General features: G+C 72.5%; 14 protein-coding genes and 2 pseudogenes. 4 read left to right on the top strand and 12 right to left on the bottom strand.

Translation table 11 applies throughout. The annotated features are described in order from the left end of the window. The 3 genes and pseudogenes from HG542_RS23620 to HG542_RS23610 form a co-directional block, all read right to left on the bottom strand. Window positions 1–146: pseudogene (locus HG542_RS23620) on the bottom strand (NAD-dependent malic enzyme); the annotation flags it as partial. A 64-nt stretch (window positions 147–210) separates the two neighbouring features. Next, window positions 211–1,650 (bottom strand): aspartate ammonia-lyase, encoded by a 1,440-nt coding sequence (gene aspA / locus HG542_RS23615; protein WP_171084657.1) that lies wholly within the window; start codon window positions 1,648–1,650, stop codon window positions 211–213. 41 nt (window positions 1,651–1,691) lie between these two features. Next, complete coding sequence (locus tag HG542_RS23610; protein WP_171084655.1) at window positions 1,692–2,699, bottom strand: asparaginase; 1,008 nt, start codon at window positions 2,697–2,699, stop codon at window positions 1,692–1,694. A 150-nt stretch (window positions 2,700–2,849) separates the two neighbouring features. Here HG542_RS23610 and HG542_RS23605 point away from each other — a divergent pair, with 150 nt between their 5' ends. Further along, window positions 2,850–3,305, top strand: coding sequence for an Lrp/AsnC family transcriptional regulator (locus HG542_RS23605; RefSeq protein WP_171084653.1), 456 nt, complete (start codon window positions 2,850–2,852; stop codon window positions 3,303–3,305). Between the two features lie 4 nt (window positions 3,306–3,309). Here the strand turns inward: HG542_RS23605 and HG542_RS23600 are convergent, their stop codons facing one another. From HG542_RS23600 to HG542_RS23575, 6 genes are all read right to left on the bottom strand, one after another. Further along, window positions 3,310–4,416: a PP2C family protein-serine/threonine phosphatase gene (locus HG542_RS23600; protein WP_171084652.1), complete on the bottom strand. Its 1,107-nt coding sequence runs from the start codon at window positions 4,414–4,416 to the stop codon at window positions 3,310–3,312. 113 nt (window positions 4,417–4,529) lie between these two features. Next, window positions 4,530–5,648, bottom strand: coding sequence for a substrate-binding domain-containing protein (locus HG542_RS23595; RefSeq protein ID WP_171084674.1), 1,119 nt, complete (start codon window positions 5,646–5,648; stop codon window positions 4,530–4,532). 17 nt (window positions 5,649–5,665) lie between these two features. Next, window positions 5,666–6,712, bottom strand: a complete 1,047-nt coding sequence (locus HG542_RS23590; RefSeq protein WP_171084650.1) for an ABC transporter permease — start codon at window positions 6,710–6,712, stop codon at window positions 5,666–5,668. Continuing rightward, on the bottom strand, window positions 6,709–8,211 hold the full coding sequence (locus tag HG542_RS23585) for a sugar ABC transporter ATP-binding protein (RefSeq protein WP_229922904.1): 1,503 nt from the start codon (window positions 8,209–8,211) through the stop codon (window positions 6,709–6,711). The genes HG542_RS23590 and HG542_RS23585 overlap by 4 nt, the downstream gene beginning before the upstream one ends. Before the next feature lie 131 nt (window positions 8,212–8,342). Continuing rightward, the gene (locus HG542_RS23580; protein ID WP_171084646.1) at window positions 8,343–11,150 is read right to left on the bottom strand and encodes a SpoIIE family protein phosphatase; all 2,808 of its coding nucleotides are present in this window, start codon (window positions 11,148–11,150) and stop codon (window positions 8,343–8,345) included. 124 nt (window positions 11,151–11,274) lie between these two features. Continuing rightward, window positions 11,275–12,234 (bottom strand): cyclase family protein, encoded by a 960-nt coding sequence (locus HG542_RS23575; RefSeq protein WP_171084644.1) that lies wholly within the window; start codon window positions 12,232–12,234, stop codon window positions 11,275–11,277. Between the two features lie 151 nt (window positions 12,235–12,385). On the opposite strand from HG542_RS23575, the gene HG542_RS23570 reads away from it, so the two are divergent. Beyond that, window positions 12,386–13,252, top strand: a complete 867-nt coding sequence (locus HG542_RS23570; RefSeq protein ID WP_171084642.1) for a chymotrypsin family serine protease — start codon at window positions 12,386–12,388, stop codon at window positions 13,250–13,252. A 26-nt stretch (window positions 13,253–13,278) separates the two neighbouring features. Here HG542_RS23570 and HG542_RS23565 read toward each other — a convergent pair whose 3' ends face one another. Beyond that, a complete protein-coding gene (locus HG542_RS23565; RefSeq protein WP_171084640.1) occupies window positions 13,279–13,767 on the bottom strand; it encodes a glutathione peroxidase in 489 nt (162 codons plus the stop codon). Between the two features lie 169 nt (window positions 13,768–13,936). Here HG542_RS23565 and HG542_RS23560 point away from each other — a divergent pair, with 169 nt between their 5' ends. Next, on the top strand, window positions 13,937–14,842 hold the full coding sequence (locus HG542_RS23560; RefSeq protein WP_171084638.1) for a CAP domain-containing protein: 906 nt from the start codon (window positions 13,937–13,939) through the stop codon (window positions 14,840–14,842). Window positions 14,843–14,883: 41 nt separating this feature from the next. On the opposite strand, the pseudogene HG542_RS23555 reads toward HG542_RS23560, so the two are convergent. Further along, a pseudogene (locus tag HG542_RS23555) lies at window positions 14,884–15,078 on the bottom strand (helix-turn-helix domain-containing protein); the annotation flags it as partial. Between the two features lie 74 nt (window positions 15,079–15,152). After that, window positions 15,153–15,293 carry a hypothetical protein gene (locus HG542_RS23550; RefSeq protein ID WP_171084634.1) on the bottom strand — a complete coding sequence of 47 codons (141 nt, stop codon included), beginning with the start codon at window positions 15,291–15,293 and terminating at the stop codon, window positions 15,153–15,155. A 143-nt stretch (window positions 15,294–15,436) separates the two neighbouring features. Between HG542_RS23550 and HG542_RS23545 the strand changes: the two genes are divergently transcribed. Continuing rightward, entirely contained in the window at window positions 15,437–16,069 is a 633-nt protein-coding gene (locus tag HG542_RS23545; protein WP_171084633.1) for a carbonic anhydrase, read from the top strand. Window positions 16,070–16,071 lie beyond the last annotated feature (2 nt).

The following is a 16,071-nucleotide window of genomic DNA, read 5'->3' as shown; positions in this document are numbered from 1 at the left end:
TCGTGGCCGGACGCAGTGACGTCGAGGCCGGTCACCGAGCCGCCGGAGGACTCCACGGCCGTGGTGAGCTGGCTGACGGCGGTCCCGCCTGCGGGAACCTCCAGACGGACGGTCATCGAGTACGAGACGCTGGGCGCCGTTGCCATCGGGGTGGTACTTCCTTCTTCTTGCTTTTGCCGGTGGGGGGTAAGCGGTGGTGGGAGTGGGGGATCAGACCGCAGCGGTCCGCGCGTGCGGGCGGGCCAGGTTGTCCGGGTGGAGGATCTCCTGCAACTGCTCCGGCGTGAGCAGGCCCTTGGCCAGGACCAGGTCGTACACCGAGGCGCCGGTGGCCAGCGCCTCCTGGGCGACGGCCGTGGCCTGCTCGTAGCCGATGTGCGGGTTGAGCGCGGTGGCCAGGCCGATGGACTGCCCGACGAGCTGCGCCAGGTGTTCGCGGTTGGCGGTGATGCCGTCCACGCACCGCTCGGCGAGGGTCGTGCAGCCGGCCCGCAAGTGCGTGATGCTCTTCAGCAGGCTGTGCGCGATGACCGGCTCGAAGGCGTTGAGCTGGAGCTGGCCGGACTCGGCGGCCATGGTGACGGTCACGTCGTTGCCGATGACCTCGAAGGCGATCTGGTTGACCACTTCGGGGATCACCGGGTTGACCTTGCCCGGCATGATGCTCGAACCGGCCTGCACGGGCGGCAGGTTGATCTCGGCGAGGCCGGCGCGCGGGCCGCAGGAGAGCAGGCGCAGGTCGTTGCAGGTCTTGGAGAGCTTGACGGCGATCCGCTTGAGCACGCCCGAGAGCTGGACGAACGCGCCCATGTCCTGGGTGGCTTCGACGAGGTCGCCCGCGACCGACAGCGGGATGCCGGAGATCTCGCTCAGGTACTTGCAGGCCGTGGCGGCGTACTGCGGGTGGGCGTTGAGGCCGGTGCCGATGGCGGTGCCGCCGAGGTTGATCTCGCTCAGCAGCGCGCACGCCTCGGCCAGCCGTGCCCGGTCCTCGGCCAGCATCACGGCGTAGGCCGCGAATTCCTGACCGAGCGTCATGGGCACCGCGTCCTGCAGCTGCGTGCGGCCCATCTTCAACACGTCGGAGAATTCCGCCGCCTTGGCGGCGAAGGCCTCGTGCAGCACCTCCATGGCCTCCAGCAGGCGGGCCGCGGCGAGCTGCAGGGAGAGGCGGACGGCGGTCGGGTAGACGTCGTTGGTGCTCTGCCCGGCGTTGACGTCCTCCAGCGGGTGGAGGTGGCGGTACTCGCCCTTGCCGTGGCCGAGGAGCTCCAACGCCCGGTTGGCGACGACCTCGTTGGCGTTCATGTTGGTGGAGGTGCCGGCGCCGCCCTGGATGACGTCCACCACGAACTGGTCGTGGAGGCTCCCGGCGCGGATCTCCTCGCAGGCCTGCACGATGGCGTCCGCCTTGCGCCCGTCCAGCAGTCCGAGGTCGCGGTTGGCCAGGGCGGCGGCCTGCTTGACGGAGGCCAGGGCGACGACGAGGTCGGGGTAGGCGGAGATCGGCGTGCCGGTGATGGGGAAGTTCTCGACGGCGCGCAGCGTGTGGACGCCGTAGTACGCGGCAGCGGGAACGTCCCGGTCGCCGAGGAGGTCGTGCTCGGAGCGCGTCTGCGCGTGGGCGGAGGCGGGGGCAGGGGCCTGCATGGGGGTCCGTTCGAAATGCGGGGTGGGGGGAGGGGAGAACGTCAGGCGGCGGCGACCGGTACGGCGGCCGCGGGCGCGGCGAGCGCGTGGCGGAGCACGTCGGCGCGGGCGGCCGGGTCGGTGGTGGCGAGGGCCGCGGAGAGCACGGCGATGCGTGCCTGGCCGGCGCGCAGGGTGCCGGTCAGGACCGCTCCGGCGGCCACGAGGTCGACGGCTCCGCCGTGGGTGTAGATCTCCGCGACGGGTCCGGTGGACACCCGCGTGGTCAGGGCCACGAGGACGCCACGGGAGACGGCGGCCTCGACGGCGGCGCAGATCTCGGGGGTGGCGTTGCCGGCTCCGGTCGCGACGAGCACGATGCCCTGGGCGCCCGCCCCGACGGCCGCGTTGAACAGCAGCGGGTCCCCGTCGCAGTGGTGCATGACGACGTCGATCCGGGGCAGCGGGCCCTCGGCCGCCGGGAGGGGGAGCGGCGCGGGGCGCTCGGGGCGCCGGTGGATCTCGATCCCGTCGGCGGTCACGTCCGCGACCCGGGTGCCGGAGGGGTCGGCGAAGGCGTCGGCGGCGAGCGTCTGCACCTTGACGGTGCCGCGCGCGGCGTGCACCTTGCCGTCGAAGACCACCAGGACGCCGAGGTCGCGCACCGTGGCCGCGGTCAGCAGCGCGTCGTGGAGGTTGCGCGGCCCGTCGCCGCCCTCCGCCTCCAGCGGGAGCTGGGCGCCGGTGAAGACCACCGGGCGGGGGTCGTCGTGGTGGAGGTCGAGGAAGAAGGCGGACTCCTCCAGGGTGTCCGTGCCGTGGGTGACGACGATGCCGTCCACCGCGGGGTCGGCCAGCACCTCGCGCACGGTGCGCAGCAGGGCGAGCTGGTGCCCGGTGGTGATCCGGGCGCTGTTGACGCTCATCAGGTCGACGACGCGGACGCTCACGCCCTCGGGCACGGGGGCGGTGGCCAGGACGTCCCCGCCCGCCGCGTCGGCGGCGAACCCGGACCCCTGCCAGCGGCTGGCGATCGTCCCGCCGGTGCTGATGACGACGACCTGTCCCACGTGTGCTCGCTCCTCGTGCCGCTTTTCCGGGTGATGCCTCGTACGCCAGTTCGCAGGCGTCGGGGCACGAGCAACCATAGAACGAATCGCACGCAATCGGTTTGCCAGTTCAGGCGCGGTCTCCGGGAATGCGTGGTGGATAATTGCGCCATGGACGAGATCGACAGAAATATCTTGCGCGAGCTCCAGAGTGACGGCCGGCTGACCATCCAGGACCTCGCCCAGCGGGTCGGCCTCACCTCCTCGCCCTGCCTGCGCCGCGTCCGCCAGCTCGAACAGGACGGCGTGATCGAGGGCTACCGCGCGGTCATCAACCCCGAAGCCGTCGGACGCGGCTTCGAGGTCCTCGTCTCCGTCGAGGTCAAGCGCGACCGGGAGGCGGTCGAGGCCTTCGAGGCGGCACTCCAGGACATCCCCGACGTCGTCGAGGCCTACCGCCTCTTCGGCAGCCCCGGCTGCCTGCTGCGCATCGCCGTCGCCGACCTCACCGCCTACGAACGGCTGTGGATCGAGCGCCTCACCACGCTGTCCGGGGTGACCGAGGTGAACTCGCAGATCATCATGAAACGGATCAAGGAGCCGCGCGGGCTGCCGGTCGACCGCTGAGCACTCAGGCGCCGCCGCCCCGGGTGATGGCCAGGAGCGCCATGTCGTCGCCGATGCGGCCGCCCGTGTGGTGGCCGACATCGGCGAGCAGAGCGTCCAGCAGCTCGTCCGGCCCGGAGAAGACGCGCCCGGCCAGGGCCGCGACGGGATCGTAGAACGCCCCCGCATGGTTCTTGGCCTCGGTCAGACCGTCGGTGTACAGCAGGAGGGTCGCCCCCGGAGGGAAGCGCACCGTGTCCGTCGGCATGGTCTCGGCGGGCCGAAGTCCCGCCAGGCACAGGGGCAGGGCCGGTTCGGACGGCTCCGCTCTGTGCACCTCGCCGTTCCGCAGCAGCAGCGGTGCCGGATGGCCGCGGTTGAGCAGCCGCAACTCGTCGCCCGAGTGCGCGATCTCGGCGAGCACGCCCGTGACGAACCCCTCGCTCCGCTCCAGCCCCGCCCGGCGCTCCGTCTCCCGCACCAGCCCCCGCTCCAGCCGCTCCGCGACCCCGGCGAGCGCGGGCTCCTCCTCGGCGGCCTCCCGGAAAACCCCCAGCGCCACGTCCACCGCCTTGACCGCCTCCATGCCCTTGCCCCGCACATCGCCCACCAGGCAGCGCACGCCGAAAGGGGTGTCCTGCACGCCGTACAGATCGCCCCCGATCTGGGCCTCCCGCACGGCCGACTGGTAGCGCACGGCGATCCGCAGGGACCCGATGACCGGCGGCGGGTGCGGCAGCACGGCGCGCTGCACGGCGAGGGCGACCTCGCGCGCCGACTGCAGCCGCACGTCCCGGTAGTGCATGAGCCGGCTGACGACGACGGCGAAGGCCGAGACGGTCGCCACGGCCGCCAGCTCGCTCCGCCCGCTCGAATCCGCCGCGAAGCCGAAGTGGTTGAGCACCGCGAAATCGGCGATGCAGGCGCCGATGCCCGCCAGGACCGTCGCACGCAGCGACAGCAGCGCCGCGGCCGTCATGGGCGCGGCCGTGTAGAAGGCCTCCGCGCTGAAGTGCGGAGGCGTGTTGAGGTCGATGAGGACCCCGCCCACCAGCAGCAGGACGGGCACGATCTGCAGGTGGCGCAGGAACCAGCGCAGCACGCCGGTGAGCCCTGCACCCGGTGCCTTCACGTGCCCGCTCCCGATCCTCGGTGCCGAACCCCACGCACGCTCCAGGATCCCCGGCCCCGATCATGGCTGCCAGCCGTGGGACGGCCGTATGGGTACGCCCCGCCCGCCGCGCCTCATCTGCCCCAGACCGCCCGGTACGCCGTGCGGTACCCGGGCGGGTCCCAGCTCGTGGCGCCGTCGGTGTCCGCCGCGGTGGCGATGTGGACGGGGGTGACGTATCCGCTGGCCGGGCGGCCGGCGAAGGCGCGGTTGAGCTCGTCGACGATCTGCCACCCCTGCGCGGAGAGCGGCTCGGGGACGGTGGCCGCCTGGAACTGCCGGTTGTTGATGCGCTCGAAGGCGGAGGGGTCGCCGTCGCCCGCACCGATGTTGAAGGGCGGTCCGGATCCCTTCCTCCGCTCGGCCCGCAGGGCGGGGGCGGCGTCGGCGAAGTAGACGTCGTTGATGGCGACGGAGTGGGTCCAGGTGCTGCGGAAACGTGCGAGGAGGGCGGAGACCGCCTGTGGGGTGCGGCTGCTGGTGTCCGCGAGCGGGATGTTCTCCTCCGCGAGGAGCCGCACCCCGCTGCAGGCGGCCAGCCCCTTGCGGATCAGCTCGGACTTGTGGCGGGCGAAGGGGATGGAGGCGTCGGTGAAGACGACGACCCCGGCGGTGCCGCGGGAGTGGGCGACGACCCAGTCCGCGCTGATCGCGGCGACGTCGTCGACCTTGGTGGTGATGTTGGTGAAGAGGGCGGGGTCCTCGCTCGGGCCGGGGGAGCCGACCGCGTGCCACCCGACGAGCGGGATGTGTCCGGCTTGCGCCTGCCCGACCTGCCGGGAGGTCGCCCGGGGGTCGAAGCCGCCGATGACGATGCCCGAGGGCCGCAGGGTGACGGCCTGGCTGAAGGCCTGCTGGATGCCGATGGGGGTGCCCTGGCCGTCGATCACGCGGACGGTCCAGCCGATGGCCCGTGCTGCTTCCTGCACGCCCTTCGCCGTTCCGGCGACGCCGGGGTTGGTCATGGTCTGGGCGACGTAGACGATCGTCCTGCCGGGCACGGCCGCCGGGCCGCTGGTGGGCCCGTTCCACCTGACGCTGCCCGACTCGGCCTGCCGGACGGCCGTTTCGGCCTTCGCGAGGGCGGCCGGGCAGCCGGTCCTGGTCGGGCTCGCCGGAGTGCCCGTCGTGCGGGACGACGAACCGCGCTCGCAGCCGGTGAGGAGGACTGCCGCAACGGCCCCTGCGGTCATGGCCATTCGGACGGTTCTCACGAGGCGGTCCCGGGCGGTTCGGGCACCGGTCGGGAGGGCTGGGCCCGTCGTCGCTGCAGCTGCCGGCGGGCTGCGTAGCCGGCCAGGCCGACGGCGATGAGCAGTGTGCTGCCGTTGAACAGCGGCGTGACCCAGAACTGGGCGCCGAGCTGGCCGATTCCGGCGAGGCCGACGGCGAGGACGGTGACGGCGACGAGGGTGCCCGGGGCGTTGGCCCGTCCGGGCCGGATCGCGGTGGAGCCGAGCAGGGCGCCGACGAAGGCGGGCAGCAGGTAGTCCATGCCGACGCTCGGATTGCCGATCTGCTGCTGGGCCGCGAGCAGCACACCGGCGATGCCGACGACCAGCCCCGATCCGGTGAACGCCCGGACGACGTAGCGCCGGGTGGGGATGCCGACCAGCTCGGCGGCGCGCGGGTTGGAGCCGATGACGTACAAGTACCGGCCGAGGGGCAGCCGTTCCAGGAGCACCCACAGCACGGCGGTGAGGGCGAGGACGTAGAGGGCGGGGACGGGCAGGCCGAGGAAGCGTGAGTCGTACAGATCCGTGAAGGCGGCCGGCAGGCCGTGCGGGCCGGGGACGATGCGGGCCCCGTCGGTGATCCAGCCGGTGAAGGCGTACATGACGCTGCCGGTGCCGAGGGTGGCGATGAAGGAGTCGATCCTCGCGTAGGCGACGACGAGGCCGTTGACGGTGCCGGCCACCGCCCCGCCGAGCAGCACCACGAGACAGGTCACCGGCCACAACCAGCCTTCGGCGACGATGAGTTGCATCGTCACGACGTGGGCCAGGCCGAGGCCGTAGCCGATCGACAGATCGAACTTGCCGGTGGCGATGGGGAGTGTCACGCCGAGTGCGAGGACGGCGGGGACGGAGTGGTTGGACAGGACGGCGGAGACGTTGTCGAGCGTGGGGAAGGTGTCCGGCAGGGCGAGGGAGAAGGCGAGGAAGAGCAGGACGGTGAGCGCCACCAGGCCGTAGGCGCCGACGAGATGGCCGAAGCGGCGGCCCAGCGGGGAACGGGGCGGGCGCAGAGGGGTCATCCCGGTGCCCCGGTCAGGGGCGTCATGGCGGAGGCGGCACGGGTGAGCGCGGCCGGGGTGAGGCCGGCACCGCTCAACTCGGCCCGCACGCTTCCGCGGACGAACACCAGGGCCCTGTGGCACACGGTGGCCACCTCCTCGAAGTCGCTGGAGACGAGCAGCACGGCGAGGCCCCGGTCGAGTGCGTCCTGGAGCAGGCGGTAGACGGCCGCCTTGGCACCGACGTCCACCCCCGCGGTCGGCTCCTCCAGGATCAGCAGACGCCGGCCCGTCCGCAGCCACCGGCCGATCATGACCTTCTGCTGGTTGCCCCCGGACAGGGTGCCGATCGGCGCCTCGGTGTCGCGTGGGTGCACCGCGAACTGCTCCATCAGGGCCGTGGCGCGGGCCCGTTCGGGCCCGGGACCGATCCAGTGCACGCCCGGCGGGCCGCCCGCACCCGGGTTGGCCAGCAGGTTCTCCCGGACGGTCAGCCCGTCGGCGCAGCCCTCGTCCTGCCGGTGGCTGCTGACGAAGCCGGTGCCCGCGGCGACCGCGGCGGTGACCGTGTCCGGCCGGTACGGCCGCCCTGCGAGCAGGGCCCGGCCGCCGAGGAGCGGCCGGCAGCCGGCGAGGGCGCGGCCGAGGGCCATGTGCCCGGCGCCGGTGAGGCCCACCAGGCCCAGGACCTCGCCTGCGTGCAGCCGCAGCGAGACCGGGCCGGTGTCCTCGGTCCGTACGCCGTCGAGGCTCAGGACGGCCGGTCCCGCGGCGGGGGCGGTGGTGCGGTGGGGGGCCGGTTCGTGGCCCACGATGTCGTGCACCAGCCGGGCGGCGGGGTAGCCGGCGAGCGGGCCGTGGCGGACGAGACGGCCGTCGCGCAGGACCGCGAAGGTGTCGGCCACCCGGTGCACTTCGTCGATGCGGTGGGTGACGAAGACGACGGCATGGCCGTGGTCGCGCAGGGTGTGCAGGACGCCGAAGAGCCGGGTGCAGTCCGCGGCCGGGAGGCTCGCGGTCGGCTCGTCCAGGACGATCAGCCCGGCCTCGGTGCACAGGGCACGGGCGATGGCCACCAGGGAGCGCTCGGCCCGGGAGAGTTCGGCGACCGGGGTGCCGGGATCCAGGTGCGCGGCGACGATGCCCAGGGCCCGCGCGCACTGCCTGCGGGTCCGCCGCCAGGAGACGAGACCGGCGCGGCGCGGGTATCCGGCGCCCAGGGCGATGTTCTCGGCGACCGTCATCCACTCCACCAGGCCCAGGTCCTGGTGGATGAAGGACATGGTGCGCGAGGCCGCCTCGGTGCCGAGCGGGTGCCCGGCGACGGTCACTTCGCCCTCGTCGGCGTGGTGGATGCCCGCGAGCACCTTGATGAGGGTGGACTTCCCGGCGCCGTTGGGGCCGAGCAGGGCCAGGATGCTGCCGGAGCGGATGTCGAGGTCGACCGCGTCCAGGGCGAGGGTGCCGCCGAACCGCTTGCCGAGGCCGCGGATGCGGACGAGAGGTGCCGAATACCTCATGCCCGACATGTTATGGGCTTCGCGTGGATCTTCGCCCCGTAAGGGGCGGTGCGTCGGTTGCGGGCCGGTGGGGGCCGGTCGCGCAGTTCCCCGCGCCCCTGACGGGGCGCTCAGTCGCGCACGACGAATCGTCAGATCGCCGGGATGTCGTCGAAGGCGAGCTCGACCGCCTCCGGCCCGCCCGCCGACATCTCCAGCGGGCACTCGGCCCAGATGACCTTGCCGCCCGCGGTGTAGCGGGTACCCCAGGCCTGCGAGAGCTGCGCCACGAGGAACAGGCCGCGGCCGCCCTCGTCGGTGGTGGCGGCGTGCCGCAGGTGCGGGGCGGTGCTGCTGCCGTCGGCGACCTCGCAGATCAGGGTGCGGTCGTAGAGCAGCCGCACCTGGACGGGGCCGGTGCCGTACCGGACGGCGTTGGTGACCAGCTCGCTGAGCAGCAGTTCGACGGAGAAGCCGATCTCCTCCAGCCCCCAGTCGGCCAGCCGCCGGGTGACGGCGGCACGGACGGAGGAGACCAGCGCCGGGTCGGCGGGCAGGTCCCAGGTGGCGATGCGGTGCGGGTCCAGGGCATGGGTGCGGGCCACGAGCAGGGCGATGTCGTCCGAGGGATGCTCGGGCATCACGGCCTCCACGACCGCCTGGCAGGTCTCCTCGGGCGGCCGGCCGGGGTGGGCCAGGGCCCGGCGCAGTTCCTCCATGGCCGTGTCGAAGTCGCGGTCGCGGTCCTCGACGAGGCCGTCGGTGTAGAGCACCAGCTGGCTGCCCTCCGGGAGGGCGAACTCGGCGGTCTCGAAGGGCAGTCCGCCCAGCCCCAGGGGCGGTCCGGCCGGCAGGTCGGGGAAGACCACCGTGCCGTCGGGGCGGACCAGGGCGGGCGGGCAGTGCCCGGCACGGGCCATGGTGCACTGCTGCGACGTCGGGTCGTAGATGACGTACAGGCAGGTCGCGCCGATGATCCCGGTGATGCCGGAGAAGGGGGCGTCGCCGCACTCCTCCCGGTCGAGGCGGCCCACGAGGTTGTCGAGGTGGGTGAGGACCTCGTCCGGGGGCAGGTCCAGCTCGGCGAAGTTGCGCGCGGCGGTGCGCAGCCGGCCCATGGTGGCCGCGGCGTGCAGCCCGTGGCCGACGACATCGCCGACCACGAGGGCGACACGGGTGCCGGAGAGGGGGATGACGTCGAACCAGTCACCGCCCACCCCGGACTCGGCGGGCAGGTAGCGGTGCGCCACCTCGACGGCGTTCTGCTCGGGGAACCCCTGTGGCAGCAGGCTGTGTTGCAGGGCCAGCACCATGCTGTGCTCGCGTGTGTAGCGGCGCGCGTTGTCGATGCAGATGGCGGCGCGCGTGGCGAGTTCCTGCGCGAGCGAACGGTCGTCGTCGCCGAAGGGGGAGGGGTCGCGCGAACGGTAGAAGCTCGCGATGCCCAGGGCGATGCCGCGGGCCAGGAGCGGGACGGCGATGAGGGAGTGGACGTTGTGGGCCAGGATGCGCTGGGCGTTCACGCGGCTCTGGGAGATCCAGCCCGGGGCGGTCCGCAGGTCGGGCTCCAGGACGGTCCGCCCGCCGGTCAGGCAGCGCAGCTGCGGGGTGGTCGGCTGGAGATGGACCCGCTCGCCGACGGGGTAGAAGGGGCAGTCGTCGCGGATGCCGTGCACCACCGTCCGGTGCAGATCCTTCGCGGGGTCGGCCGGCTCGTCGCCGCGCAGGACGGCCTCGGGAAGGTCGATCGTGACGTAGTCGGCCAGGCGCGGTACGGCCATCTCGGCCAGCTCCTGCGCGGTACGGGTCACGTCCAGGGTGGTGCCGATGCGGGTGCTGGCCTCCGACAGCAGTTCCAGACGGCGCCGGGCCGCCACGGCGAACCGTCCCACCCCGGGCTCGCCGACCATCACCAGCCCGCCCGCCGCCTGCCCGGGCCCGGTGGCGGACGGGCCGGCGACGGGAGCCGGGGCGGGCGGACGCCCGCGCAGCGGGACGGCATCGGACAGCGCCTGCTGTGCCACGAAACCGGGCGGCATCGCGGACTCGGCGGTGACGGCGAGCCGTTGGTGCCCTGTGGGGAGCACCGCCTCGACGACCACGCCCTCCACCCCGGAGGCGCTGATCACAGGCCGGCTCACCAGGGCGATCCGCCGCCCGCTGGGCAGCGGCACCTCGACGGCGGCCCGCTGCGCCGAGGAGATCAGCTCGGTCGCCTTCTCCTCCAGGACCAGCCGGTCGCGCCAGTCCAGCGAGCCGGTGACCAGCCTGTCCGGCTGCCGCTCGCCGGCCGGCACCCGGCGGCCGATGTCGAAGTACGCCTGCAGCAGGGCGCGTTCGCGTGCCGAACTCTGCTCCAGCAGCCGCCGTTCGATGGCCTCGGCCGCCCTGCTGATCACGACGTCCAGCGCCACATCCGCGTCGGTGCGCGGATAGCCGAAGCACAGCACCCCCTCGATGCACCCGTTGAGCGGGTCCCGGATGGGTATCGCCGAACAGGCGTTGGACTGCGACCGTTCGGCGAAGTGCTCGGCCCCGTAGACGTTGATCAGCCGCCGCTCCGCGAGGGCCAGCCCGATGCCGTTGGTCCCGCCGTACTTCTCCGCGAACACGAAGCCCGGGACGCTCTGGATCGGATCCAGGCGCCGGACCAACGACGGGTCCCCGAACCGGCGTTGGAGCACCGCGCCGCGCGCGTCGGCCAGGGACACGTTCATGTTCGTACCCGCGAACCTGGCCTGCAGCCGGTCCAGCACGGGTCCGGCCGCGAGGACGAGACGGCCGTCCAGGTCGAGGTCCTGTGTGTAGGGGAGCTCGCAGCCGTCCGGCGAGAGCCCCAGGGACCGGCTGCGCTCCCAGGAGCCGAGGATCAGGTCGCGTACGCCCTTCCCCGCCGTCCCGTCGAGAAGGAACTGCTCACGCGCGAGTGCGGGGCCGACGTCGTCTGCCACGAGCCCCATCCGGATCACTTCCCTCACCCGTCATCCGTACGTGCGGCCATGGCCACTCGTGCGTCGGAGCAGTTGCAATGTTCCATTTTAGAACTTTGTCCATATAGCGGCATCGTCGGCAGCAGCCGCCGCCTCATAGGACCGCCACCGGGCCGACGGGCGAGCCCGTGCCGCCCGGAATGTTCAGCGGTGCCACGACCAGCAGGAACGCGTAACGGCCCGCCTCGGCGCAGGCCGCGGAGAGCGCCTCCAGGTCGAGGTTGTCCAGCAGCGGGACACCCATCGCGGCGAGGGCGAGGGCGTGCACCGGGGAATGCACGCCCTCGACCGGCGAAGGCCGCACATCGCTGTCGCCGTCGCTGCCGAGCAGCGCGACGCCCCGCCCGGCCAGCAGAGGCACCGCGCCCACGTGGAAACCCGCGCACGCCTCGCCGGGGTCCCAGGCGCCCAGCTCCCGGCGCCGGCGGAACCGGCCGACCCGCAGCAGCACCGCGTCGCCCTCGCCGACCGTCACGCCCAGCGCCTCCTCCGCCGCGAGGACGTCCGCGGCGTGCACGGCGCGGCCGGGCTCCAGCCACTCCGTTCCCAGCACCGCCGGAAGATCCAGCAGCACCCCCCTCGTCACCAGGGGCCCGAGCGCCGCGACGTCCCCGAAGCGGGCGCCCCCGGCACCGACGAGCTCCCGCGCCGCGCCGCCCCCGTACAGCCGCCCGCGATAGGCGATATGAGCGGGCGCATCCAGATGACTGACCGCCTTGCCGTGGTAGTCGGCGCCGATGAAGTCCTTGTGGGCGGAGGGCTCGGGAGCCTCGACGTCACCGAGGTCGGACATGAAGTGCAGGGCGGGCTTGGCGTTGTCCGGCCCCGGCACGGTGTCCCACGGCCGCCCCAGCGCCACGACGGTCCCGGACCGCACGAGCGACACGGCGGTACGGACATGCCCGGCGGTCACCCGGTTCCAGGCCCCCCGGCCGGCATCCGCCCAGCGGCCCCACGTGCGGACCTCGTCGAAGAGCACGTCGAACTCCCGGCCGGAGACGGGCGGCCCGTTGCGGGGGCCGTCCGGCGGGGTGGTGGGGGAGTGGTCGCTCATGTCACGGCCAGTGTGACCCCGACCGGCCGGTCCCGGCATCCGGGGCATCCGGGGCGGAGGAAGGTCACTCCCTGTTGGTCTGGACAAAACACCTGGTGATGGTGTGAGTTGTGATCGACAAGCAGGCAGCGATCACCGAAGGGAACCACACATGATCAGGAGATTATGCGGCCTCGCCCTGGCCCTCGCGCTCACCGCGGCCGCAGGAGCGGGCACCGCGCAGGCCGAGACGCGCACCGGCCAGGACACCCCCGGCAAGCGCGTCTACAACGGCATGCAGATCGCCTTCGGCCCCGACGCGCCCAACCTCTTCTGCACCATCGGCGCCGTGGGCACGGACGACCACCAGCGCCACATAGCCATCTCGGCGGGCCACTGCCTGGGCGACCCGGGCAAGAAGTACGCGGACCGCGAGATTCCGGAGAACGTCGCCCCCGTCTACCACCGGCAGGACATCGGATACGGCCCGATCGGCTACGTCCGCTACTTCAAGGACCCCGAGGGCTCGCAGACGGGACACGCCACCAAGGACTACATGGTCATCGAGCTGCTCCCGCAGGTGACGCTCTCCTCCCAGGGCCCCTACCTGAAGCAGACCGGCGAGGTGAAGTACCCGCAGGGGCCGGTCAGTCCGAACGCCCTCAAGCCCGCGCTCGACAACGAGCGGCTGCTCACCACCGGCAACAACGAGATCATCACCTCGGGCCAGACAGGCGTCTGGTACGGCACCGTCATGAACAACGACAACGGCATCTACCGCGCGCCCGCGCCCAACAAGGCGGGCGACTCGGGCGGACCGGTCATCTGGCACGTCCCGGGCACCGACCTCCCGTCCCAGGCCAACAACTTCCAGGCCGCGGGCCCCTGGGCCGGCATCACCAAGGCGATCACGCTCCAGCTGCCGCCCTTCAACTACACCAGCTCGGCGAACATCCTCGCCGACCTGCGTGCCCGCGAGGCCGCCGATCCCGCGCACAACATCTTCGGCGCGGGCTTCGAGGTGACGGCCAACCCGTGACGGCCTGAGGTGGACGGCCCGAGGCGTCAGGCCGGCAGCACCGCCTCGATCGCGGCGGTCACCTCGGGCGCGTCGGGTTCCGTGCGGGGGCCGAAGCGGGCGGTGACGGTGCCGTCGGGGGCGATGAGGAACTTCTCGAAGTTCCAGCGGATGTCCCCGCTGTGCCCCTCGGCGTCCGGCGTGTCCACGAGTCCGGCGTACAGCCGGTGCCGGTGCTCGCCGTTGACGTCGGTCTTCTCCGTCATCGGGAAGGTGATCCCGTAGGTGGCCGAGCAGAAGGCGGCGATCTCCTCGGCGCTGCCCGGCTCCTGGCCCATGAACTGGTTGCAGGGCACGCCGAGGACGGTGAACCCGCGCGGGGCGTAGTGCTCGTGGAGCTTCTCCAGTGCGGCGTACTGCGGGGTCAGCCCGCACCGGGAGGCCACGTTGACGACCAGGACGGCCTTGCCGCGGTACTGGGCCAGGTCCGCCGGGCCGCCCTGGAGGGCGTCGATCTCGACGTCGTGGAAGGACATGTTCGCTCCTTGCTGATGAGGCTCGTGCGTACGGGCCCAGTGTGCCTGCCGGTGCGAGCACGGCGGCATCCGGGCCCGCCGCGGAGTGTTGACCGTTTGTTGAAGTTCCGTCCTTAGCCTCCTCACTCGCACCGGAGGAAACCGAGAAGCGAGAAAGAGGACGGGCGTCATGAAGAGACAACTGAAGAAGTCGCATATATGGGCCACTCTGGCGCTGGCCGCAGCAGCCGTCACCGCCATGCCGGCCGCGGCGCAAGCGGCGGATGCGACGGGCCCGGTCACCGGGATCGGCGGCAAGTGCCTCGACGTCCGCGGCGGCAGGACGGACAGCGGCACCCCCGTGCAGCTCTACCGCTGCAACGGCACCGACTCCCAGAAGTGGACCTACTCGTATGAGCCCGGCCGGGCCGGCTCGCCGCTCGTCGCGTTCGGCAAGTGCCTGGACGTCGCCTCCGGCGGCACCGCCGACCGCACGCCCGTCCGGCTGTGGGACTGCAACGGCAGCGGTGCCCAGACGTGGGTCCGGGTCGAGGGCGGCGCCCTGCTCAACCCCCGGTCCAACAAATGCCTGGACGTCCCCGGCAGCAGCACGGCCGACGGCACCCCGCTGCAGATCTACTCCTGCAACTACTCGCCGGCCCAGGTGTGGAACTTCCCCACCGGGAGCAGCGGCCGCCCGTCGGTCGACGAGCTGAAGAAGCAGGTGATGCAGCTGGTCAACGACTACCGTGCGCAGAACGGCAAGGCGGCGCTCACGTACGACTCCGCCGTGGAGCACACCGCACAGGACGAGGCCGACGAGGAGGCCCGCCGGCAGCAGCAGGGCCACTGGACCTACGACGGCACCTTCAACGCCCGGCTCAAGCAGTACGGTTACTCCCGTCAGCCGGGCGCGACCGGGGAGAACGCCGCAGGTGCCCACGGCTTCTGGACGGACGCGCAGTCCGTCGTGCAGGCGTGGATCGGTGATCAGAAGCACCGCGACATCATGCTGGGCGACTACGCGTACACCGGCGTCGGGCTCGTGATCGATGCGAACGGCACCTACTGGTGGGCGCAGGACTTCGTCGGCTGACCCGGCGACCGCGGCTGACGGCGGAGCAATGCTCTTGCCGTCGGCCCCCGTTCGGTGCCCAGCCCCTGTTCCAGCACCGCGAACAGGGCCTCGCTCAGCTCGGGGCGGCCCGGCGAACCCCTGGACTGCAGGGCCTGCCGGCCGCCGTCGTGCCACGAGCGGCGCCACCGCTGCACCGACCGCACGCTGACGCGTAGTTGCCCGGCCACCACAGTGTTGTCCCGTCCGGCGGCGAATTTGCGGATACCTCATGGTTCGGGCGTACCGCGACAATCCCCACTCGTCAGCGGATCACCCCGCGCTGGATCCGCTACGAGCGCGCCGACCTGTGGATCGGCATCGCGGTGGTCATGGCCGGGGCGGTGGCGATCATGGCGACCTCGGCCTTCGTCTCACCCTGCGCGGATATTTGGTCGTGGCCGTCGTGCTCGTCGTCGTCCGGATCGCTCAACTGGCCACCACGGGCTGACAGTCCCCAGGCGCCCGGCTCAAGCCGGTCTCCGCCGGCCGGCGGTGATGCCGGTGATCCCGGTGACGCCGGTCCGCAGGGAGACCGGACGGAGTCCGGCCGGAGCCGGGCCGTAGTCTGCTCCTATGATCGACTCCCAGCCCATGACCCCCCGCGAAGCCTTCGACCTGCTGCTGGCCGGCAACCGGCGATTCGTCGAGGGTACGCCCGAGCACCCGAACCAGGACGCCGCCCGCCGCGCCGAGACCGCACCGGTCCAGCGGCCTTTCGCCGTGCTGTTCGGGTGCTCCGATTCCCGGCTGGCCGCCGAGATCATCTTCGACCGCGGGCTGGGCGACCTCTTCGTGGTGCGCACCGCGGGCCACGTCATAGGTGCGGAGGTGCTCGGCAGCATCGAGTACGGGGTGGACCTGCTGGACTGCCCGCTGGTGGTGGTCCTCGGCCACGACTCGTGCGGTGCGGTGGCGGCTGCCTGTGCCGTCCTGGAGGACGGCGTGGCCCCGGCCGGTTATGTGCGCGACGTGGTCGAGCGCGTGACCCCCAGCGTGCTCGCGGCGCGGGCCGCCGGACGCGTGGAGCCCGACGAGATTCTGGCGGAGCACGTACGGCACACGGTGGATCGGCTGCTGGAGCGTTCCCGGGTGCTGGCCGACCGCGTCGCCGACGGCCGTGCCGCGGTGGTGGGCCTGTGCTACCGCCTGGACGACGGCAGCGCCCGCCTGGTGGCGGCCCACGGCCTCGATGTGACCGTCGGCTAGGC

Origin of the sequence: Streptomyces morookaense (genome assembly GCF_013030945.1) — a bacterium.
GTDB classification, from domain to species: Bacteria; Actinomycetota; Actinomycetes; order Streptomycetales; family Streptomycetaceae; genus Streptomyces; species Streptomyces morookaensis.
The sequence above is the reverse complement of the archived record's forward strand: the minus strand, read 5'-3'. Positions and strand labels throughout refer to the sequence as shown.